The following is a 20,191-nucleotide window of genomic DNA, read 5'->3' on the forward strand; positions in this document are numbered from 1 at the left end:
ACGCCTCTTGAACGCGACTTTCAGTTCGCCTGGTGGTACTGCTCCACGATGTCGGCCGGGATACGACCGCGGTCCGACACCTTCAGGCCGCGCTTGCGCGCCCATTCCCGAATGGCCTGGTTCTGCTCGCGGTCCGCACTGGTGGAACCACCGGTGGAACGCGCGGCCGCACCCGGACGCGGACCCGGCTTCTTGCGTCCACCGGCGCGGCGCGCGTTGGAGACGTAGTTGGCCAGCGCCTCCCGCAGATCTCCGGCATTGTCGGCGGAAAGGTCGATCTGGTACGACACACCGTCCAATCCGAACTCAACGGTTTCGTCGGCCTGCCCACCATCCAGATCGTCGACAAGGGTGACAGTGACCTTCTGCGCCATCTTCGAAGTCCTCCCCGAGCAAAAAATTGTGCTTTAGCGGGACAGCAACCATCTGCCGGGAGCGGAAACCCCCTCGCCAGAACGCCAGCCGCACTTGGGCAAGTACGGCAGCGACACTTGGAAGTGCGCCAATAGCCGTCGCCGACACATTCTGGGGTCAGGTTAGCGCAGGGACTCCGATAATGCACTCATCCGGTCCACAAAATTCTGTTGAGCCACCCTGATCGGGTCATTCCGGGCGGACCAACGGGAACAGGATCGTCTCCCGGATACCGAGACCGGTCAACGCCATCAACAACCTGTCGATACCCATTCCCACGCCACCGCTGGGAGGCATTCCGTACTCCAGAGCGCGCAAAAAGTCCTCGTCGACCGGCATGGCCTCGTCATCTCCTGCCGCCGCGAGCAGGGCCTGCTCCTCCAACCGCTGCCGTTCCACAACCGGATCCACGAGTTCCGAGTAACCGGTCGCCAGCTCGAACCCGCGAACGTAGAGATCCCACTTTTCCGCAACACCCGCCTTCTCGCGGTGCTGACGTGTCAACGGGGAGGTCTCCACCGGGAAGTCGCGGACGAAGGTGGGAGCGGTCAAATGGTCACCGACGGTGTGCTCCCACAGCTCTTCCACCAGCTTGCCGTGACCCATCTTCGGATCGACCTGCACACCGAGGGCGTCCGCGTGCTTGCGCAGCGCTTCAACCGGAGTTTCCGGGATCACCTCGGATTCCAGCGCTTCCGACAACGACTCGTACATCGTCAGCGTCGCCCACTCACCGGAGAGGTCGTACTCGGTTCCGTCGAACCACGTGACGACCTGAGAACCGGAGACCCGTTCCGCCGCTTCCTGGATGAGCGACCTGGTCAGATCGGCCATGTCGTTGTAATCGGCGTAGGCCTGGTAGAACTCCAGCATTGCGAACTCGGGCGAGTGGGAAGAATCACTGCCTTCGTTCCGGAAGTTTCGGTTGATCTCGAAAACCTTCTCGATCCCACCGACAACGCAGCGCTTCAGATACAACTCCGGCGCGATGCGCAGGAACAGGTCGATGTCGAAGGCGTTGGAATGCGTGGTGAACGGGCGAGCGGCGGCACCGCCCTGCAACGTCTGCAGCATCGGGGTTTCCACCTCGATGTATCCGCGCTGTTCGAAGGAATCACGCAGCGAGCGCTGCACCGCGGCCCGGGTGCGCACCGTTTCCGCGGCCTGCTTGCGCACGATCAGGTCGACGTAGCGCTGGCGGACTCGCATTTCCTCGCCGAGTTCCTTGTGCATGACCGGAAGCGGACGCAGCGACTTCGCCGCCATCCGCCATTCATCGGCCATCACCGAAAGCTCACCGCGCCGGGAGGTGATGACCTCACCGTGCACGAAGACGTGGTCGCCGAGGTCCACTTCGCCCTTCCAGGACGTCAGCGACTCCTCACCGACCTGCTTGAGGCTCAGCATCGCCTGCAGTTCGGTCCCGTCGCCGGCGCGCAGCGTGGCGAAGCAGAGCTTGCCGGTGTTGCGCAGGAACATCACGCGGCCTGCCACACCGACCTGCTCGCCGGTCGCGGTGTCGGGCTCCAGGCCCTCGTGGGCGGAGCGGATTTCGGCCAGTCCGTGCGTGATGGGCAGCGTCACCGGGTACGGGTCGACTCCGGCGTCGAGCAGGCGCTCCCGCTTCTCCCGCCGGATCCGCATCTGTTCCGGCAGGTCTTCGACGCCGTCAGCGCTTGCCGGGGGATTGGAAGTGTCCTGGTCAGTCACGCAAAACAGGGTACGTAGTGACTTGAATTGGGCTTCCGGCGGCCTGCTTAGCGGTGCGGGTGGGGGGACCTCAGACGTCGTCTGGCTCCGGGCGCCACTCCTGATGTGTGCCAATACTCCCCGGACGACGCCTGAGAACCCCGGCGGTGCAGGTTGCTCAGGTGGGGCAAGGAGAAAGCGCCTGCGGCGCTTGCCTGACGGTGCGGGCCTTGCCGCTCGGCGGCTTTTTTGATCAGCGGAAGTTGCGGTCGTAGACCAGGCGCAGGCCCAGGAGGGTGAGGTCCGGGACGTGGTGGGTGATCGTCGTGGATTCGGAGAAGACCAGCGGGGCCAGACCTCCGGTGGCCAGCACCGTGGTGGGGCCTCCGTGGGTGGCTTCGAGTTCATCCACGATTCGGCGGACGAGTCCGTCGACCTGACCCGCGAATCCGAAAAGAATTCCGGATTGAAGGCATTCCACCGTGTTCTTTCCGATGACCGAGCGCGGCCGGACCAACTCCACCTTGCGCAACTGCGCCGCCCGGGAGGCCAACGCGTCGAGCGAGATCTCCACACCCGGCGCGAAGGCGCCGCCGAGGAATTCGCCCTTGGCGGAGATGACGTCGATGTTCGTCGAGGTGCCGAAGTCCACGACCACGCAGTTCGTGGCGTGGAGGTGGTGCGCGGCCAAGGTGTTGATCACCCGGTCCGCGCCGACCTCCTTCGGGTTGTCCACGAGCAGCGGAACGCCCGTGCGCACGCCCGGCTCCACCACCACGCGCGGCACGTCGGTCCAGTAGCGCTCCAGCATCACCCGCAGCTCGCGCAGCAGCGCCGGGACCGTGGACAGCGCGGCGATGCCGGTGATCCGCTCGGCGTAGTCCCCGATCAGCCCCCGCATGGTCAGCGCCATCTCGTCGGCCGTCATCCGCGGCTCGGTGCGCATCCGCCAGTCCCGGACCAGCGTCGCGGCGAGATCCGGCGGGTCATCGACGTCGTCGTAGAGCCCGAGGACGATGTTGGTGTTCCCGACGTCAATGGCCAGCAGCACGGAAAAGGATCCCTTCACACGAAAAGCACAGGTCAGGCAACCGGCGAAGCCGGTTTCTCCTCACCCCACCTGAGCAACCCGCACCGCCGCGGGTTCTCAGACGTTCTCTGGGGAGGACAGCCGTAGCGCCGTGTATTGGACATACATCAGTCTCGGATCCCGGAGCCAGAGGACGTCTGAGGTTCCGCTTCTGGCACCGACAAGCACGGGGACCACAGAGCTCTTGATCAGTTCTCCGGCTGCTGAAGCAGGGCGTCGAGCTTGGCGGCATCGTCTGTCTCCGCATCGGCCTGCGAACTCAGGAGCCCCGACCCCTCCGGCGCATGGCCGGGATCGACCCCGAGATCAACCGGCTTGTTGTCGGCGTCGACGAAGATCACCTTGGGCTTGAAGTTGCGGGCTTCGAGCTCGTCCATCACGCCGTAGGCGATGAGGATGACGATGTCACCGGGCTCGATCAGGTGCGCGGCGGCGCCGTTGATCCCGATCACCCCGGAACCCCGCTCGCCGGTGATGACGTAGGTCTCCAGCCGGGCGCCGTTGGTGACGTCGACGATCGCGACCTGCTCCCCTTCGAGCAGGTCCGCGGCCTCCATCAGGTCCTTGTCGACGGTCACCGAGCCGACGTAGTGCAGGTCGGCCTGGGTGACGGTGGCCCGGTGGATCTTGGACTTCAACATCGTGCGGAACATCGCTGACCTCCTAGGGCCGGTTCACTCGCCGAGCAGGACCATCGCGTTGTCGATCAGCCTGGTGGCGCCGACCTTCGCAGCCACCAGCAGTCGCGCTTCACCCGAGGCCGGAGCCGGTCCCAGCTCGGGGTCCCGCAGCTCCAGGTAGTCCGGCTGCACCAAGGGCTCGGTGGCCAGCACCTCGCGCGCGGCCTTGAGCACCGCCTCCGGGCCGCCGACGGCCGCGTGCGCGCCCGCGGTCAGCGACGCCGAGATCGCCAGGGCGGCACGCCGCTGGTCGGAGTCGAGGTAGACGTTGCGGCTGGACAGGGCCAGCCCGTCGGACTCGCGGACGGTCGGGATGCCCTGGATCTGGGAGTCCAGGTCGAACTGCCGCGCCATCTTCCGGATCAGGACCAGCTGCTGGTAGTCCTTCTCTCCGAAGAAAGCCAGGTCGGGGCGCACGATGTTGAGCAGCTTGAGCACCACGGTCAGCATGCCGTCGAAGTGCCCCTTGCGGGTCGCGCCCTCCAGCTCCTCGCCCAGCGGCCCGGCGTGCACCGACAGCTCGCGCCCGCCGCCGTACATCGCGTCCACGGTGGGCGCGAAGACCAGGCCCACGCCGGCCTCGCGGCACGCCTCGACGTCGGCGTCGAAGGTGCGCGGGTAGCGGTCGAAGTCCTCGTTCGGGCCGAACTGGAGCGGGTTGACGAAGATCGACACCACCACGACGGCGTTGATGTCCTGCTTCGCCCGCTTGATCAGCTCCAGGTGACCGCGGTGCAGCGCGCCCATCGTGGGCACCAGGTGCACCTTGCGGCCGGTCGCCCGCAGGGCGCGGGTGACGCGCGCGAGCTCCGCCGGGTCGGCGTGCACGGTCAGCTCACCGCGCTGGTAGCCGGGGTTGTTGGTCATCGTCGACTCCATGTCTCCGCCGCGAAGATCGCGGATCAAGCCTGTTCCTCGTCGAGGGCCTCGTGCACGCGCGCGGCGACGTCACCGCGCAGCAGGCCGCTCCGCTCGGCCCGGACCGCCGTGCGGCGGGCCAGTTCCCGGTAGCCGGGAACGACGTCCGGGTCGGCGTCGGACAGCGCGCGCAGGTGCCCGCGCACGGTTCCCGAATCTCCGCGCACCACCGGACCCGTGTAGGCCCGGTCGCCGAGGCGCAGCGCGTTGTCCAGCGACGCCGACAGCAGCGGCGCCATCACCCGGCCCGGGACCTCCACCCCGGCGTCGCGCAGCAGCTGCTGGCACTCGTTGACCAGCGTGATCAGGTGGTTCGCGCCGTGGGTGAGGGCCGCGTGGTACAGCGGGCGGGCCTCTTCGGGCAGGCGCACCGGCTCCATGCCCAGCTCGATCGCGATGCTCTCCGCGACGCTCCAGCCGGTGAGCTCGTCGGCGGTGATGACCATGCAGGCGTCGGACAGGCGCTGGACGTCCTCGGCGCGGCCGGTGAAGGTCATCGCGGGATGCATGGCCATCGGCAACGCGCCGATGGCGGCGGCCGGCTCCAGCGCGGTCACGCCCTGCGAGCCCGAGGTGTGCATGATCAGCTGCGAGCCGTGCAGCGCGTCGGCGGTGACCAGGCCCTGCACCATGCCCGGGATCGCGTCGTCCGGGATCGCCAGGACCAGCAGTTCGGCCTTGCCCGCGACCGCGTCCGGCGGCTCGACCGGCACACCGGGCAGCAGCTCCTCCGCGCGACGCAGCGAGGCGTCCGAGACGGCGGAGACCGCGACGACCTCGTGCCCGACCCGCTGCAGCGCGGCGCCCAGCACGGCACCCACCCGACCAGCGGAGATCACTCCAACGCGCAGCCGTGGGCCCGTGGGTTCAGCAGACATCGCCACGTGTTCCTCCCATACCGTTCCAGTCCCGCTACCGGGTACCAGACAGCGCCGCGAGAGTAGCCCCAACACCCGGTGCCGGGGCTACTCCCCGACCGTCAAAGGTGGCGAGAACCACGCGAACGAGCCCGCTCACCCGCGCGGCTTCGGGACTCGGCGGGTCAGCTCGTCGATGTTGATCCTCGCGGTCTGGATGGCCTCCTGGCGCCCTGCCGCCGAGCGGCGGGCCTGCTTGAGGTCGGCGATCAGCTTCTCCCGGCGGGCGCGGCGAGCGGCGCTGGTGGTGCGGCCCGCCTCCGAGCGGTGCTGCAGGAACGCCAGCTCGGTGACCGCGATCTGGTAGTCGCGCACCGACTTCGCGGCCTGACTTCCCGCGTGCCGCTTGACCTTGCGCAGCCAGCCCTGCCTGCCGGTCAGGCTCGCCAGCAGGTCGATCTCGCTGCGCGCGACGAGCCCGGCCCGCTCCAGCTTCGGCAGCTGCGCGATGACGATGCGCTGCTCCCGCTTGCGCTGCCACACGATCAGCGCGAGCGTGCCGAGGAACACCGGCACCATGATCAAGAAGTAGACGTTGATGAAACCGGCCCCACCGAGGAACGTCGCCGAGTTCCACACCGCGTGCAGCAGCACCGCCACCAGGTAGCCGGCGATCAGCCAGCCCAGCTGCTTGAGCCGGGTGCGAGCGCCCCACGCGAAACCGACGGCGATGCCGAACATCGCGGTGAACAGCGGGTGCGAGAACGGCGCCAGCACCCCGCGCAGCACGAACAGCGCCACGACCGCTCCCCCGGTCACGCCGCCGTCGGCGAAGGCCTTGCCGAAGTAGAGGATGTTCTCGGTGAAGGCGAAACCGGCGGCGGTCAGCGACGCGTAGACGATGCCGTCGACCAGACCGTTGAACTCGGCGCGGCGGCGCATCCACAGGCCCACCACGAACACGGCCTTGGCGGCCTCCTCCACCAGCGGCCCGATCACCGCGGTCAGGAAGAACTTGTGATCGGCCTGGCCCAGCAGCAGGTTCGCCACCGACTGCGAGGTGTTGTTGAGCAGCAGCGAGCAGGCCGTCGCACCGCCCGCGCCCCACAGGAACGCGCCGACCATCAGCATCGGCGGCTCGGGCTCCCAGCGGTCGATCCAGACCGTCGCGGCCACCACGACACCGACCGGCAGCAGCGCGGCGACCGCGCCGAACACGGCTGGCAGCGCACCGACCTTGGACGTCGTGATCCCCAGCATGATCAGCCCGATCATCCCGAGCAGGATCAAGCCGGCGATCGGCCAGCCGACGGCGTGGTGCTTGCGGCTCTGCAACCGGCGCGCGCGGGAGACGTCAGCGACCGGCTCCGCGTGATCATGACTCGACACGCCCCAGACCCTAGAGAACCGGATCCGCGACTGACCGAATGGTTCTGCTTTTGTTCCCCTGACCGTTGTCCGCCGGGGAACTCACGAGCGGCGACGGCGGCGGGGCTGGCCGTCGGCGCTGCCGCCGTACGCGGCGAGGAGGTCGTTGACCGACGTGCCCGCGGTGTGCGCGCCCGCCGGGTCGGGGCTCGGCTTCTCGTAGGCCGTGCGATCCGGGCGCTGCGGTCCCGGGCGACTCGGGAAGGCCTGGGACATCTGCGGTTTCGGGGCCTGCGGCTTCGGCTGCTCGAGCGGGACCTCGCCGGACAGCCGGGCCATCACGTCCGTCTTGGCCGCGGCCGGCGTCGGGGCGGGCTGCTGCTGGACCGGCTGCTGGATCGTCTTCGGCCGCTGCGGGCGGTGCTGGACGAGCTGCGTCTCGCCCTGCGGGCGCTCGCCGAGCGAACGCACCCGAGTGGACTCGGCGCGCAGCGCGACCCGCTCGAAGAGCACGTCACCGCCGATCACCTGCTCCAGCGTCGTCCGCAACTTCGCCAGCTCGGCCTGCAACGCGCGGATCTGACCGTCGGACTCCTCCGACGCCCGGCGCCGGGCCTCCGCCTGGGCTTCCAGCTCGTACTCGCGCCGCGCGGCGATCTCGCGCTCCAGCTCCAGCTCGTAGATCCGCTGCCGATCGGCGGCGGCCTGCTCGCTCTCCAGGACCCGGTGCCGCAACCGCGCCACCGCGAACGCGCCCAGCAGCGCGGCCCACAGCGCGGCGATCAACCCGAGGCGGAGCATCCGGGCGTCGTTGCTGAGGACCAGCAGCGACGTGGCGGCCGCCGCGAGCACGAGCGCACCGCCCCACAGGAGGGTGGATCGCCCGTTGCCGGGGTCGGTCTCGGTAGTGCCGCGCTCGGACATGGCGCCCACCGTACAAGGCGGTTACCAGTTCGAGATCTGAAGGTGCGCCGAACCGTTCGCACGTTGCTCGCAGCAGCGGAACGGTGACTGCTCCGAACAGCCCATCGGGTGGGCGGTTTCACTCGTCCTCGTGAGGATCATCCGGCTCATCGGGATTGCGCAGGCAGTGCTCCAGCCACAGTCCCGCGCCGATCAGCGCCCCGGCGCTGACCAACCCGACGACGGCGGCGAAGGTGTCCGACCGCGCGGCGTCCACCGAGCTCATCATCGGCAGCAGGTGCGCCAGGAGTCCGATCCAGACACCGGCCATGATCGCCCCGGCCAGCGACGACGCCTTCGCCAGCGCCACGGCCCGCGCCGCCGTCAGCGCCTCGACCGGCTCGACCCCGGGCTTGCGCCGCACGCGAGGCCGCAACACCGCCGCCAGCACCACGTCCACCGCGGCGATCAGCAACAGCGTCGCCCCCGCCAGCAACGGCAGAGGCGGCAGCTCCCCGTACATCAGCTGGCAGAGCAGGAAGATCACCACGGCCGCCACCAACCCCGCGGCCACCAACTGCCCGGGCTTGGTGAACGTCATCTGCTCAGTGCTTCGCGGAGACACCCCACCAGCATCCCACCTCCCCCAACCCGGCGGTCGCCTCCCCAGGACCCGGATTTCAGTGGAAGTCGGAACCCGGATCTCCACTGAGATCGGGAGTCGGACTTCCACTGAAATCGGGGGACCGAATGCGCACGGAGACCGCGGACCGGACTTCCACTGAAGCCGGGGACCGAACTTCCACTGAAATCGGTGACCGAACTTCCACTGAAATCGGTGACCGGATTTCCATTGAGATCTGGGACAGCACGTGAGGGCTGGGGCGGCCTCTGCGGAGCGGGCGTGGTGCCCCTGCGGGAGGTGCGTCCCTAGTGGAGGGTGAGGTCGTCTCTCAGGTGGACGTCGTTGCGGTCCGAGTCCGGGAGGGCGGCCAGGAGGTCGGCCACGGGGCCGTGGCCCGGGAGGTGGGCTTCGGGGTCCAGCGCGAGCCAGGGGATGAGGACCGTGGCTCGGGCGGGGGTTCCCGGGTGCGGGAGGAGGAGGTCCGGGTGGTCGCTGCGGACCTCGTCGACCACCACCACGTCGACGTCGAGGGTGCGCGGTCCCCAGCGCTGCTCCCGGATGCGTTCGGCCTGCTGCTCCAGGGCCTGGGCCCGGCGGAGCCAGCCCCACTCGTCGACGTCCGGGGACTCGACGATGAGGACCGCGTTGAGGAAGTCCGGCTGATCGGTGACGCCCCACGGCGCGGTCTCGTAGACCGGCGAGGCCGCCACCAGCTCGTCGGCGAAGCCCTCGACGGCCAACCGCAGGTAGCGCAGCCGGTCACCGAGGTTCGAGCCGAGGGACAGGACCGCTCGGCTCACGCCGGCACCACGGTGCCGCGGCCACCGCGGCGCGAGCGGCGGATCGTGACCGCGACGTCGGCGAAGGACAGCGGGATCGGCGCGTGCGGTTTGTGCAGCGTGACCTCGACGGCGTAGGCCCGCTCGTCCTTCATCACCTCGTCGGCGATCTCGCCGGCCACCGTCTCGATGAGGTCGCGCGACTCGCCGCCGACGATCCCGGCGGCCATCTCGGCGAGCTCGCCGTAGTGCAGCGTCTTGGTGAGGTCGTCGGTCGCCGCGGCGTCGCCCAGGTCGAGCCAGACGGTGATGTCGACCACGAAGTCCTGGCCGTCCCGCTTCTCGTGGTCGAACACGCCGTGGTTGCCGCGGACCTGCAGGCCCGTCAACGTGATCCGGTCAGCCAACGCACTCGCCTCCGCTCCGCCAGGCGGCGGTCACCGCCACCGCGTCCAGCGAGCGCCGCACGTCGTGCACCCGCACACCCCACGCTCCCCTGTCGGCGGACAGCGCCGAGACCACGGCCGTGGCCGTCTCGCGGCCTTCAGGCGGGCGCGGCGTGCCGTCGTCATCGGCCAGCAGCGCACCCAGGAACCGCTTGCGGGAAGCGCCCACCAGGACCGGGAAGCCCGCGTCGACGAGGCCGTCGAGGTTCTGCAGCAGCTGCCAGTCGTGCCTGCCGGTCTTGGCGAAGCCCAAGCCCGGGTCCAGCACGATCGCCTCCTCGGCGACCCCCGCGCGCACGGCCACGTCGACCTGCCGCAGCAGCTCCTCGCGCACGTCGGCGACCACGTCGCCGTACTCGGCGAGGGCGTTCATGTTCTTGCTGTGGCCCCGCCAGTGCATCAGCACCCACGGCAGTCCGGTGTCGGCCGCGACGTGGGCCATCTCCGGGTCGGCGAGGCCGCCGGAGACGTCGTTGATCACCGCGGCACCCGCTCCCGCGGTCGCCGCGGCGACCTTGGCGCGCGTGGTGTCCACGCTGACCGGCACGCCCGCCGCGACCAGCTCGCGCACGACGGGCAGCACCCGCTCGATCTCGGTGGCGGCGTCCACGCGCTCCGAACCGGGCCGGGTGGACTCACCGCCCACGTCGATGATGTCCGCGCCCAGCCGGTGCATCTCGACGCCGTGCGCCACCGCCGCCGCGCGGTCCAGGTAGCGCCCGCCGTCGGAGAACGAGTCCGGCGTGACGTTGAGGATGCCCATCACCGCGCAGCGCGCCGGGTTCGGCAGCTTCGGGTGCATCAACGCCCCCTGATCAGCGACAACGCCTCGGAGCGGGACGAAGCCGAACTGCGGAAGATGCCGCGCACCGCCGACGTCGTGGTCGTCGAACCGGCCTTGCGCACCCCGCGCATGCCCATGCACAGGTGCTCGGCGTCGATCACCACGATCACGCCGCGCGGCTCCAGCCTGCGCACCAGGGCGTCGGCGACCTGCGAGGTCAGCCGCTCCTGCACCTGCGGGCGCTTGGCGTAGAGGTCGACCAGGCGGGCCAGCTTGGACAGCCCGGTCACCCGGCCCTGCGAGTTGGGGATGTAGCCGATGTGCGCGGTGCCGTGGAACGGCAGCAGGTGGTGCTCGCACTGCGAGTACACCGGGATGTCGCGCACCAGGACGAGCTCTTCGTGGGCCTCGTCGAAGGTCTTGTCCAAGACCTCGTCCGGATCGGTGTAGAGCCCCGCGAACAGTTCCTGGTACGCGCGGGCGACGCGCTGCGGCGTCTCCCTCAGGCCGTCGCGCTCGGGGTCCTCACCGGCTGCGATGAGCAGTTCCCGGATCGCGGCCTCGGCGCGCGCCTGGTCGAACTGTGGAAGGTGGGAAGAGCCGTCGGGGCGGGAGTCCCCCGCCCCGATCGGCTCGTCGACCGCACTGGTCACTGTTGCTTTCCTCCACTGGCTTTGGCAGCGCCCTGGCGGGCGCTGCGCCCGCCAGTATCAGCGGCCGTTGTTGCCGCTGCCGTTCTCCCTGCCCGAGTCCTGGCCCTCGGGCCGCTCGGACTGCGATTCACCCTGCTGCTCGGACGACTGCTGACCGCCGCGCTCCCAGGAGGGCGTCCAGTTGTAGTTCGAACCGGACGGGTTGGTCGCCGGGGTCCATCCAGGTGGTGCACCGTAGTTCGGCGGCACCGCGGAGGGAACCTGCTGGCCCGACTGCGGCTGCTGGATCTGCACCGTGCCCTGGTTGGCGCCCGCGCCCGCCGGGGTCTGCTCCTGAGCCGGAGCAGGCGTCCCGTTCTGGACGTTCTGCGAAGGCGCCGGGGTCGGCTCCTCCACGACCGGGGGCCACGGCTCGCCGCGCTCCTTGGCCAGTTCACCCGGGGTCTTGACCGGCGGCTTCTCCGACGGGGTGCGCCCGCCGAAGTCGTTGAACGCGGTGATCCGCGGCCGCTTCTCGACCCGCGAGAAGACCCGCTCCAGGTCCTTGCGGTTGAGCGTCTCCTTCTCGATGAGCTCCAGCACGAGGTCGTCGAGCACGTCGCGGTAGGTGTTGAGCACCTCCCACGCCTCGGTGTGCGCGGCCTCGATCAGCCGGCGCACCTCCTCGTCGATCTCGTGCGCGACCTCCAGCGAGTAGTTCGGCTGCTGGCCGGCGGTGCGACCCAGGAACGGGTCGCCCTCCTCCTTGCCGTACTTGACCGCGCCCAGCCGGGCGGTCATGCCGTACTCGGTGACCATCGCGCGGGCGATCTTGGTCGCCTGCTCGATGTCGCTGGAAGCGCCGGTGGTCGGCTCGTGGAACACGAGCTCCTCCGCGGAGCGGCCGCCGAGCGCGAACACCAGCCGACCGATCATCTCCGAGCGGGTCATCATGTCCTTGTCGTCCTCGGGGACGACGAGCGCGTGACCACCGGTGCGGCCGCGCGGCAGGATGGTGAGCTTGTAGACCGGCTCCAGGTCGGGCATCGCCCACGCGGCGAGAGCGTGTCCGCCCTCGTGATAGGCGGTGATCTTCTTGTCCCGCTCCGAGATGATCTTGCTCTTGCGGCGCGGGCCGCCGACGACGCGGTCCACCGCCTCTTCCATCGCGGCGGCGTTGATCAGCTGGCCGTTCTCGCGGGCGGTGAGCAGCGCGGCCTCGTTGACCACGTTCTCCAGGTCGGCACCGGAGAAGCCGACCGTGCGCTTGGCGAGCCCGTCCATGTCGACGTCCTGGGCCAGCGGCTTGCCCTTGGAGTGCACGCCCAGGATCGCCTTGCGGCCCCGCAGGTCCGGCGCCGAGACCGGGATCTGCCGGTCGAAGCGGCCCGGACGCAGCAGCGCCGGGTCCAGGATGTCCGGGCGGTTGGTGGCGGCGATCAGGATGATGCCGCCGCGCGAGTCGAAGCCGTCCATCTCGACGAGGAGCTGGTTCAGCGTCTGCTCGCGCTCGTCGTGACCGCCGCCGAGGCCGGCGCCGCGCTGGCGGCCGACCGCGTCGATCTCGTCGACGAAGATGATGCACGGCGCGTTCTGCTTGGCCTGCTCGAACAGGTCGCGGACTCGGGAGGCACCGACACCGACGAACATCTCGACGAAGTCCGAACCGGAGATCGAGTAGAACGGCACCCCGGCCTCACCTGCGACCGCGCGGGCCAGCAGCGTCTTACCGGTACCGGGCGGGCCGTAGAGCAGCACGCCCTTGGGGATCTTCGCGCCGAGGGCCTGGTAGCGGCCCGGGTTCTGCAGGAAGTCCTTGATCTCGTGCAGTTCCTCGACGGCCTCATCGGCGCCGGCGACGTCGCCGAACAGCGTCTTGGGCATGTCCTTGGTGAGCTGCTTGGCCTTGGACTTGCCGAAGTTCAGGACGCGGTTCCCGCCGCCCTGCACGTTGTTCATCATCCACATCAGCAGCAGCACGAGCAGGCCGATGGGGACGAGGTAGAAGAGCATCTGCACCCAGAACGAGTCCTGGGTGACCTTGGTGTTCCAGGTGGGCACCTGGGAGTTGCGAATCTCGCCGACCACCTGCTCGGTGGCACCGGCGGGGTAGTTCGCGATCAGCTGGTTGCTGCCCTGGAAGTTCTGGCCGTCGTTGAGGGTCAGCCGGACCCGCTGCTCCTTGTCCTCGATGGTCGCTTCTTTGACCTTGCCCTGGGCGATCTGTTCCAGGGCCTGCGAGGTGGAGACTTCGCGGTAGGCACGAGTCTCGTCGAAGAGCACGCTGAACGCGTAGATCAACAGAAACGCTGTCAGGATCCACAGCAGCGGGTTGCGGAGCAGGCGCTTTCGGTCCATTCACTTGCGGCCGACGGGCGGCCTCGACCCTCCCTGACTGTTACTTCGGGTGACGGCGCCCGATGCGAACACCCGCCATCAACCCCTTCAGACCAGCGTACCGGCCGATGCGCGGGCACGACCATGCCGCGCCCAGCACAGGGCGCCCAGCCTACTAGGATCGCCCCGCCCGAAGCGGGCGGGACGATCGAAATCCCCGCCTCACACGCCTGAGGTGTAGACCTTGGGGTCGAGCGTTCCGATATAAGGCAGATCACGATAGCGCTCTGCGTAGTCGAGACCGTAGCCCACGACGAACTCGTTCGGGATGTCGAAACCGACGTAGCGCACGGGCACGTCCACCTGCACGGCGTCGGGCTTGCGCAGCAGCGTGCAGACCCCCAGCGACGCGGGGTTGCGCGACCGCAGGTTCTTGAGCAGCCAGGACAGCGTCAGGCCGGAGTCGATGATGTCCTCGACGATCAGCACGTGCTTGCCCGCGATGTCGCGGTCGAGGTCCTTGAGAATGCGCACCACGCCGGACGAGGACGTCGACGAGCCGTACGAGCTGACCGCCATGAACTCCAGCTGCGCGGGCTGCGGCAGCGCGCGGGCGAAGTCGGTCATGAACATCACCGCGCCCTTGAGCACTCCGACCAGCAGCAGATCACCGCCCTGCTGGTAGTCCTCGTCGACCTGCTTGGCCAGCTCCGCGACCTTGTCCTTGATCTGCTGCTCGGTGATGAGCACAGAAGCGATATCGCCGTCGTACACGGCTCGGCTTCCCCTCTTGTCGGATCAACAATTCCCCAAGCCGGAGACCCGCCCCGACGATCGTGCCGGTGCACCCTCAGCCATTCGGCGGCTTGCGGTCCGCCGTCTCCACCCGCAGCCTGCCATGCGCCCGGCGCAGCACAAAGTCGCCCGGCAGCGCAGGACCGCCTTGACCCCGCCACTCGGCGATGAGCGCGTCGGCGGAGCGCAGGTGCGCATCAGTCATTTCGGGCACCCCCTCGGATCGGAGCCAGTCCCGCAGCACGCGCCGCCGGACCGCTGCCGGGAGCAGCCGCAACCGCTCGCAATCCAGGCCGTGATCGGCGCGGACGCGGGAGAGCTCGGCCGCGGCGACGGCCTCCAGCGCGTCGGAGTCCTCCCGCAGCTGGCGGGCGGTGCGGGCCAGCGCCTCCGCGACCCCGCCCTGCAACGCGTCTTCCAGCAGCGGCAGCACCTCTGTGCGCAACCGCACACGGGTGAAGCGGGCATCGGCGTTGTGCGGGTCGTGCCAGGGTTCGAGGCCCTGAGCCCGGCAGGCGGCCTCGGTGCTCGTCCGGCGGACGTTGAGGAACGGGCGGGCCCACGGCGGGTCCAGCGGGCGCATCCCGGCGATCGAGCGCGGCCCGGAACCGCGGCCGAGCCCCAGCAGCACCGTTTCCGCCTGGTCGTCGAGGGTGTGGCCGAGCAGCACAAGCGAATCGCTCGGGCGCTCGGCCCGCAGCGCCGCGTATCGCGCCTTGCGCGCCGCCGCCTCCAGACCGCCCATGCCGTCCACGTCGACCTCCACGACCTGCGCGGGAAGACCGAGGCCGGCCAGCTGCTCCACGGCCCGCTCGGCGACCACGTCGGAGCCCACCTGCAGGCCGTGGTTCACCACGATCGCCTGCGCGCTCGCCCCGATCCGGCGCGACACGTGCGCGACGGCAGCGGCCAAGGCCAGCGAGTCCGCTCCGCCGGAGCAGGCCACCACCAGAGGCGCGCCCTTGAACGGAGCCGCCTCCGCGGATTCCAGCAGCCGCCGCACGGCGGTCCGGGTCTCGCTCACGACGGGCTCAGGCGGCATCCTCCGATTCTCCCCACCCGGCCCGGATCCGCGCGGGAGGCCCGTCAGCCGTGGACCCGGCGGATCCAGGTGTCCGGGGCGGTGATCTCCGCCCTGGTCGGGAGGTTGTCCGGGTGCGCCCAGACGGCGTTGAAGTCGGCCATGCCGATCCGGCCCACGACGTGGTCGGTGAACGCAGCACCCTGGGCGTACTGGCGGATCTTGGCGTCCACGCCGAGCAGGCTGCGCAGGATGCGGTCGAGCAGACCACCGCCGTTGCGGCGGTCGGTGAAGCGCTGGCGGATGGTGCCCACGCTGGGCACGACCTGCGGCCCCACGGCGTCCATGACGTGGTCGGCGTGGCCCTCCAGCAGCGTGGAGATCGCGATGATCCGGTCCAGCGCGGCGCGCTGCTCCGGTGATTGCAGGAGTTCGAGGACGCCGAGCATCCCCGGGCTGGATTCGGCGCGGCGAGCCGAGCGGGCCTCGCGCACCACGTTCGGCAACCTGGTCAGCAGCTCGGCGGAGCCGCCCTCCATCTGCGAGAGGAGCCGTCCGAGGCTCGCCGCGAAGTGCTCGCGCAGCCACGGCACGGCGTTGAACTGCAACCGGTGCGTCGACTCGTGCAGGCAGACCCACATCAGGAAGTCGTCCGCCGGCACGCCCAGCGACTGCTGCGCGGCCACGATGTTCGGCGCCACCAGCAGCAACCGCCCGCGCTGGCCCTCGACGCGGGACTCGCCGTAGGGGTCGAACTGGCCGAGGACCTTGCCGCCCAGGTAGGCCAGCACCACCCCGGCCTGCACGCCGGCGCTGCGCGCGCTGATCTCGCCCAGCAGCTCGCCACCGCGCGGCGGCACCGAGTCCGCGGCCGACAGCGCGGCCCCGGTCAGCTCGGCCAGGCCGAAGGCCGCACCGCGCACCCAGTCCGGCCGGTCCACCACGTCGCCTTCGGCGATCGGCAGGTCCAGCCCCAGTCCGGTCGTCTCGCGGACGTGCGTTTCGGCGTCGACGCTGAAGCGCCGCAGCGAACGGACCGCCCGCCCCGCTTCGGCTCGCGGGACCTCGGGCCCCGGCTTCATCAACCGGACGGCGGTGCCCACGGCGACGTTCCAGTCCAGCGCCCGAGGCGCCTCGGCGGACGACGGCAGGGTGGCGGGTCGGGCGTTCACATCACCGACCGTACTTCCAAAATGGCCGGTGGTCACCTTGCGGAACTGGTCAGGTACCGGAAGGTGAGCGGACTTTTCCCTGAACAGGCGCGGCGCCCGGTCGACGACCTAGCGGCAGCCGCAGCTGCGCAGGGTCTCCACCAAGTCGTCGAGAGCCGGGCGGGCGGGCCCTGCCAGGGTGCCGTTGGACATCATCGCGAAGACCAGAAGTCGACCGTCCCGGGTGACCACGGATCCGGCCAGGCTGTTCGCCCCGTCGAGCGTGCCGGTCTTGGCGCGCACCCATCCCTGGCCGGGAGTGCCCTGGTACCGGTCGACGAGGCTGCCGCTGCCGCCCGCGATGGGCATGCCCGGGAGCAGGGCGCGCAGCTTCGCCGAGGACTCCGGCAGCACGCCGTCCGGTCCGGCCGGTGCGGTCGCCCTGAGCATCAGCTGCCCGAGCAGCCGCGGCGGGATTCGGTCGTCCATGGACAGACCGCTGGCGTCGGCCATCAGAGTTCCGCTGATGTCGAAGCCGTGGCGCTGCAGCACCTCGAAGACCGCCTTCGTCCCACCGGCGAACGACGGCTCCTTGCCGGTGGCGATGGCGACCTCGCGGGTCAGCGCCTCGGCCAGGAGGTTGTCGGAGTGCAGCAGGACGTTCTCGACCAGCTCGCTCACCGGCGCGGAGTGGACCTGACCGAGCACCTGCGCGTTGGCCGGGGCGGTGCCCTGCGCCGCGGTCGCGCCGCCCAGCCGCTTCGCCAGCTCCTGAGCGGCCTGCAGCGCGGGAGTGGGAGCGCGCGGGCTGTAGTCCTCCTTCGGATTCGCCCGACCGCCGTCGAGCATCACCGGCTCCATCGGCGCGTGGAACCCGGCGGCGACGTCCTGCGGCAGCCACCCGGAGGCCGCGGCCGGTCCCCGGTAGCGGCTCGTGTCGACCAGCACCGTGTTCACGTTCCCGCCGGAGGCGGCCTTGACCTGCGACACCAGATCGTCCAGCTTCGCCGCGCCCGGGTACACCGACTCCTGGTCGCCGGACAGCGAGGACAGCGTCAGGTCACCGCCGCCGACGAGGACCACCGTGCCCGGCTGGTTCCCGCGCACGACCTTGGTCGTCAGGCGTGCGTCGTGGTCGAGCGTCAGCAGGGCCGCGCTCATCGCCAGCAGCTTCCCGGTCGAGGCCGGCATCAGCGGCTGAGCGGGGTTCTGCTGCCACAGCACGTCGCCGGTGCGGGCGTCCATGACGACGCCACCGAGCGTGCCCAGCGCCGGGGCGGACGCCGGACCGGCCAGCGCGGCGCTGAGCCCGGACTGCGACGGCACGGGCGCGTTCTGCCCCAGCGGCTTGATCTCGGGGTCGAGCCGGACCGGTGCGGGCGGGTCGGCGATCTGCGCCTTGCTCAGCGCGTCGACCAGCGACGGACCGAACGCGACACCGGCTCCCAGCAGCACGACCAGGGCGATCGCGATGCCGATCAGCGGGCCGCGTCCCTTGCGGGCGGTCTTCGTCCCGCCCGGCTGCTCCTGCGACGGGATGTGCTGCGGCACGGCGCGCGAGGCGAACGGGTCGGTGGTGTCCTCGGGCTGGTACGGCGCCTGCGGCGTCGCGATCCCCGCGAAGTCCTCCGGCCGCGCGTAGGACTGCCGGGCCTGCGGCGGCTGCTGCGCCTGCGGTCCCGGCGCGGGCGGCGCGATGCCGACCGTCGGGTCGGCCTGCGGGACGGCGAGGCCCGCGAAGTCCGAGGCGGAAGCGGTGCGCGCGACGTCGACGTCGATCCGGTCGATCCACTGCGTCTGCTCGGCCGAGGACTCCGGCGGAGCGGATGCCCGCAGGTCCTTGAGGTCGATGCGGCTGGTCTGCTCGGCGGCGGACTCCGGCGGCTCCTGCTTGCCACCGGGCGCGGCCAGCGCTTCGTCGAGCGCGGCCCGCGAGATCTGCTGCGTCTTCTCCGCCGGACGTTCCTCCGGCTCGGCCGCCGGCTTCTCCTCGGGCGCCTCGGCGGGGATCGCGGCGAACATCTGCGTCTGCTCGGCGGGCCACTCGGGCTCCACTTCGGACGACGCGGGCTCCGGCGCTGCCTCGGTCTTCTCGTCCTCGACGACGTCGGGGGAGGTTCCTTCTTCCTCCGACGTCGCCGAGTCGTCGGAGGCGGGTGCGACCTCGTCTTCGGCGGGTTCGGGCTCGGCCTGGGAAGCGGAGGTCTCCGTCGACGCTTCCGCTTCGCCCTCGGCCGCTTCGTCCTCCTGCGCCGACTCCGGCTCGGTCGGCTCTTCGGAGGCCTCGTCCCGGGAGGTCTCGCCGTCAGCTTCCTCGTCCTGGGAAGCCTCGTCCTCGGAGACCGCGTCCTCGGTCGTGTCCTCGGTTGTCGTCTCCGACTGCTGGTCCTGAGCAGTCGTGTCCGACGGCTGCTCCTGAACGGCCGGTTCTTCGTCCGACCCGTCCTGGGCAGAAGCCTCTGCAGGGCCTTCCTGATCAGCGGTTTCGTCCCCGGATTCCGCTGCGGTCGCGGCTTCCTCGCCGGTTCCGGCATCGGTGGCCGCGGGCTTGGTGAGCTTCTGCGTCTCGGCGACGGAGCTCTTGACGTCGGCCTTGGCGAGCTTCGCGGTGCTGCCGGCGCCGTTGCCCTCGGAGTCGTCGCCGAAGAGGCTCCCCGCGACCCGGACGGTGGCGGTGGGCGCATCGGCGGATGTGGTCTTGGTCCCAGAATCGGGTGCGCTCGAACCGCTCTTGCCCGCATCGGGTTCGGCTGCGTCGGTTCCGGCGGCGTCGCCGACTTCGGTGCTCACCTGGCGCTCCGCCGGGTTGCTTGCGGGCGGGGTGTTCTCCGACGTCTCAGCAGCTCGATCCGGGGACGGCGCAGCGGTGCGCGGCCGGTCTTCCTCGCCCGGCGAGGCCGCTTGGACGTCGGTTTCGGACACCTCACCCCGGGTGTTCTGGGGTTCGGGCACGTGCTCCTCCTCGACTGGAGGTCAGACTGCCAGATTGCGAGCTCTCGCACTGCGGTGGGGCCAGGGCGCCGAGCGTGGTCCACACTAGACGTGGTCGCGCGCGCGAGCGTGCGGACTGCATCCGACGCAAGACGAGTGAGGAACCGCGTGGACTTCGACGTCACGATCGAGATCCCCAAGGGGAACCGGAACAAGTACGAGGTGGACCACGAGACGGGCCGTATCCGTCTCGACCGGACGTTGTTCACCGCCACGCAGTACCCGGCCGACTACGGGTTCGTCGACGACACCCTGGGTGAGGACGGCGACCCGTTGGACGCGCTGGTGCTGGTCCAGGAGCCGACCTTCCCGGGTTGCCTGATCAAGTCGCGCGCCATCGGCATGTTCCGCATGCGCGACGAGAAGGGCGGCGACGACAAGGTCATCTGCGTTCCTTCGGACGACCCGCGTCAGGAGCACCTGCAGGACATCCACCACCTGTCCGAGTTCTACAGGCTGGAGATCCAGCACTTCTTCGAGGTGTACAAGGACCTGGAGCCGGGCAAGAGCGTGGAGGGCGCCACGTGGGTCGGCCGTGCCGAGGCACAAGCCGAGATCAAGAAGTCGTACGAGCGCGCCAAGGAAGCCGGCCACTGACGCCGTTCCTGGGCAACACCGGAAGACCCTCCTCGCGGACGCGTGGAGGGTCTTTTCGTGTCAGAGGAGTTCTCCACAGCTGTGGACAGTTCTCCCCACCCCTGTGGACAACTG

19 protein-coding genes are annotated in these 20,191 nt (G+C 70.0%); 1 reads left to right on the forward strand and 18 read right to left on the reverse strand.

Annotated features, from left to right (window positions below; genetic code table 11):
* Window positions 1–20 precede the first annotated feature (20 nt).
* The 18 genes from KBO27_RS29180 to dacB form a co-directional block, all read right to left on the reverse strand.
* The gene (locus KBO27_RS29180; RefSeq protein WP_132623387.1) at window positions 21–374 is read right to left on the reverse strand and encodes a histone-like nucleoid-structuring protein Lsr2; all 354 of its coding nucleotides are present in this window, start codon (window positions 372–374) and stop codon (window positions 21–23) included.
* Window positions 375–603: 229 nt separating this feature from the next.
* The gene (gene lysS / locus KBO27_RS29185) at window positions 604–2,058 is read right to left on the reverse strand and encodes a lysine--tRNA ligase (protein ID WP_210973116.1); all 1,455 of its coding nucleotides are present in this window, start codon (window positions 2,056–2,058) and stop codon (window positions 604–606) included.
* Between the two features lie 298 nt (window positions 2,059–2,356).
* Entirely contained in the window at window positions 2,357–3,154 is a 798-nt protein-coding gene (locus KBO27_RS29190; RefSeq protein ID WP_132674495.1) for a type III pantothenate kinase, read from the reverse strand.
* Window positions 3,155–3,381: 227 nt separating this feature from the next.
* Window positions 3,382–3,846, reverse strand: coding sequence for an aspartate 1-decarboxylase (panD, locus tag KBO27_RS29195; protein ID WP_210973068.1), 465 nt, complete (start codon window positions 3,844–3,846; stop codon window positions 3,382–3,384).
* A gap of 21 nt (window positions 3,847–3,867) precedes the next feature.
* Window positions 3,868–4,740: a pantoate--beta-alanine ligase gene (gene panC, locus KBO27_RS29200; protein WP_246538344.1), complete on the reverse strand. Its 873-nt coding sequence runs from the start codon at window positions 4,738–4,740 to the stop codon at window positions 3,868–3,870.
* Window positions 4,741–4,775: 35 nt separating this feature from the next.
* Window positions 4,776–5,669 carry a Rossmann-like and DUF2520 domain-containing protein gene (locus KBO27_RS29205; protein WP_132684048.1) on the reverse strand — a complete coding sequence of 298 codons (894 nt, stop codon included), beginning with the start codon at window positions 5,667–5,669 and terminating at the stop codon, window positions 4,776–4,778.
* Between the two features lie 135 nt (window positions 5,670–5,804).
* Complete coding sequence (locus KBO27_RS29210) at window positions 5,805–7,037, reverse strand: PrsW family intramembrane metalloprotease (RefSeq protein WP_307870682.1); 1,233 nt, start codon at window positions 7,035–7,037, stop codon at window positions 5,805–5,807.
* An 81-nt stretch (window positions 7,038–7,118) separates the two neighbouring features.
* Complete coding sequence (locus KBO27_RS29215) at window positions 7,119–7,940, reverse strand: DUF6779 domain-containing protein (RefSeq protein WP_246538346.1); 822 nt, start codon at window positions 7,938–7,940, stop codon at window positions 7,119–7,121.
* 118 nt (window positions 7,941–8,058) lie between these two features.
* Window positions 8,059–8,520 (reverse strand): DUF3180 domain-containing protein, encoded by a 462-nt coding sequence (locus KBO27_RS29220; RefSeq protein ID WP_210973070.1) that lies wholly within the window; start codon window positions 8,518–8,520, stop codon window positions 8,059–8,061.
* Window positions 8,521–8,849: 329 nt separating this feature from the next.
* The gene (folK, locus tag KBO27_RS29225) at window positions 8,850–9,344 is read right to left on the reverse strand and encodes a 2-amino-4-hydroxy-6-hydroxymethyldihydropteridine diphosphokinase (protein WP_210973071.1); all 495 of its coding nucleotides are present in this window, start codon (window positions 9,342–9,344) and stop codon (window positions 8,850–8,852) included.
* Window positions 9,341–9,730 carry a dihydroneopterin aldolase gene (folB, locus tag KBO27_RS29230; RefSeq protein WP_210973072.1) on the reverse strand — a complete coding sequence of 130 codons (390 nt, stop codon included), beginning with the start codon at window positions 9,728–9,730 and terminating at the stop codon, window positions 9,341–9,343. The genes folK and folB overlap by 4 nt, the downstream gene beginning before the upstream one ends.
* Window positions 9,723–10,571, reverse strand: a complete 849-nt coding sequence (gene folP / locus KBO27_RS29235; RefSeq protein WP_210973073.1) for a dihydropteroate synthase — start codon at window positions 10,569–10,571, stop codon at window positions 9,723–9,725. Before folP ends, folB begins: the two co-directional genes overlap by 8 nt.
* Complete coding sequence (gene folE / locus KBO27_RS29240) at window positions 10,571–11,182, reverse strand: GTP cyclohydrolase I FolE (RefSeq protein ID WP_235876739.1); 612 nt, start codon at window positions 11,180–11,182, stop codon at window positions 10,571–10,573. Before folE ends, folP begins: the two co-directional genes overlap by 1 nt.
* A gap of 81 nt (window positions 11,183–11,263) precedes the next feature.
* Window positions 11,264–13,543, reverse strand: coding sequence for an ATP-dependent zinc metalloprotease FtsH (gene ftsH, locus KBO27_RS29245; RefSeq protein WP_210973074.1), 2,280 nt, complete (start codon window positions 13,541–13,543; stop codon window positions 11,264–11,266).
* Window positions 13,544–13,744: 201 nt separating this feature from the next.
* A complete protein-coding gene (hpt, locus tag KBO27_RS29250; protein ID WP_210973075.1) occupies window positions 13,745–14,296 on the reverse strand; it encodes a hypoxanthine phosphoribosyltransferase in 552 nt (183 codons plus the stop codon).
* A gap of 76 nt (window positions 14,297–14,372) precedes the next feature.
* A complete protein-coding gene (gene tilS / locus KBO27_RS29255; RefSeq protein WP_210973076.1) occupies window positions 14,373–15,359 on the reverse strand; it encodes a tRNA lysidine(34) synthetase TilS in 987 nt (328 codons plus the stop codon).
* Between the two features lie 44 nt (window positions 15,360–15,403).
* Window positions 15,404–16,510 (reverse strand): Rv3626c family coenzyme F420 biosynthesis-associated protein, encoded by a 1,107-nt coding sequence (locus tag KBO27_RS29260; RefSeq protein WP_210973077.1) that lies wholly within the window; start codon window positions 16,508–16,510, stop codon window positions 15,404–15,406.
* A gap of 108 nt (window positions 16,511–16,618) precedes the next feature.
* Window positions 16,619–19,441: a D-alanyl-D-alanine carboxypeptidase/D-alanyl-D-alanine endopeptidase gene (dacB, locus tag KBO27_RS34470; protein ID WP_210973078.1), complete on the reverse strand. Its 2,823-nt coding sequence runs from the start codon at window positions 19,439–19,441 to the stop codon at window positions 16,619–16,621.
* Between the two features lie 147 nt (window positions 19,442–19,588).
* Between dacB and KBO27_RS29270 the strand changes: the two genes are divergently transcribed.
* A complete protein-coding gene (locus tag KBO27_RS29270) occupies window positions 19,589–20,077 on the forward strand; it encodes an inorganic diphosphatase (protein ID WP_132674525.1) in 489 nt (162 codons plus the stop codon).
* The last annotated feature ends 114 nt before the right edge of the window (window positions 20,078–20,191 follow it).

The organism is Saccharopolyspora endophytica (assembly GCF_018070075.1).
GTDB classification, from domain to species: domain Bacteria; phylum Actinomycetota; class Actinomycetes; order Mycobacteriales; family Pseudonocardiaceae; genus Saccharopolyspora; species Saccharopolyspora endophytica.

Coding starts and splice junctions, on each gene's coding strand:
- lysS (WP_210973116.1), bottom strand. CDS start 2,058: ATGCGGATCCGGCGGGAGAAGCGGGAGCGCCTGCTCGACGCCGGAGTC.
- tilS (WP_210973076.1), bottom strand. CDS start 15,359: ATGCCGCCTGAGCCCGTCGTGAGCGAGACCCGGACCGCCGTGCGGCGG.
- KBO27_RS29215 (WP_246538346.1), bottom strand. CDS start 7,940: ATGTCCGAGCGCGGCACTACCGAGACCGACCCCGGCAACGGGCGATCC.
- folP (WP_210973073.1), bottom strand. CDS start 10,571: ATGCACCCGAAGCTGCCGAACCCGGCGCGCTGCGCGGTGATGGGCATC.
- KBO27_RS29180 (WP_132623387.1), bottom strand. CDS start 374: ATGGCGCAGAAGGTCACTGTCACCCTTGTCGACGATCTGGATGGTGGG.
- panC (WP_246538344.1), bottom strand. CDS start 4,740: ATGACCAACAACCCCGGCTACCAGCGCGGTGAGCTGACCGTGCACGCC.
- KBO27_RS29220 (WP_210973070.1), bottom strand. CDS start 8,520: ATGACGTTCACCAAGCCCGGGCAGTTGGTGGCCGCGGGGTTGGTGGCG.
- ftsH (WP_210973074.1), bottom strand. CDS start 13,543: ATGGACCGAAAGCGCCTGCTCCGCAACCCGCTGCTGTGGATCCTGACA.
- panD (WP_210973068.1), bottom strand. CDS start 3,846: ATGTTCCGCACGATGTTGAAGTCCAAGATCCACCGGGCCACCGTCACC.
- KBO27_RS29205 (WP_132684048.1), bottom strand. CDS start 5,669: ATGTCTGCTGAACCCACGGGCCCACGGCTGCGCGTTGGAGTGATCTCC.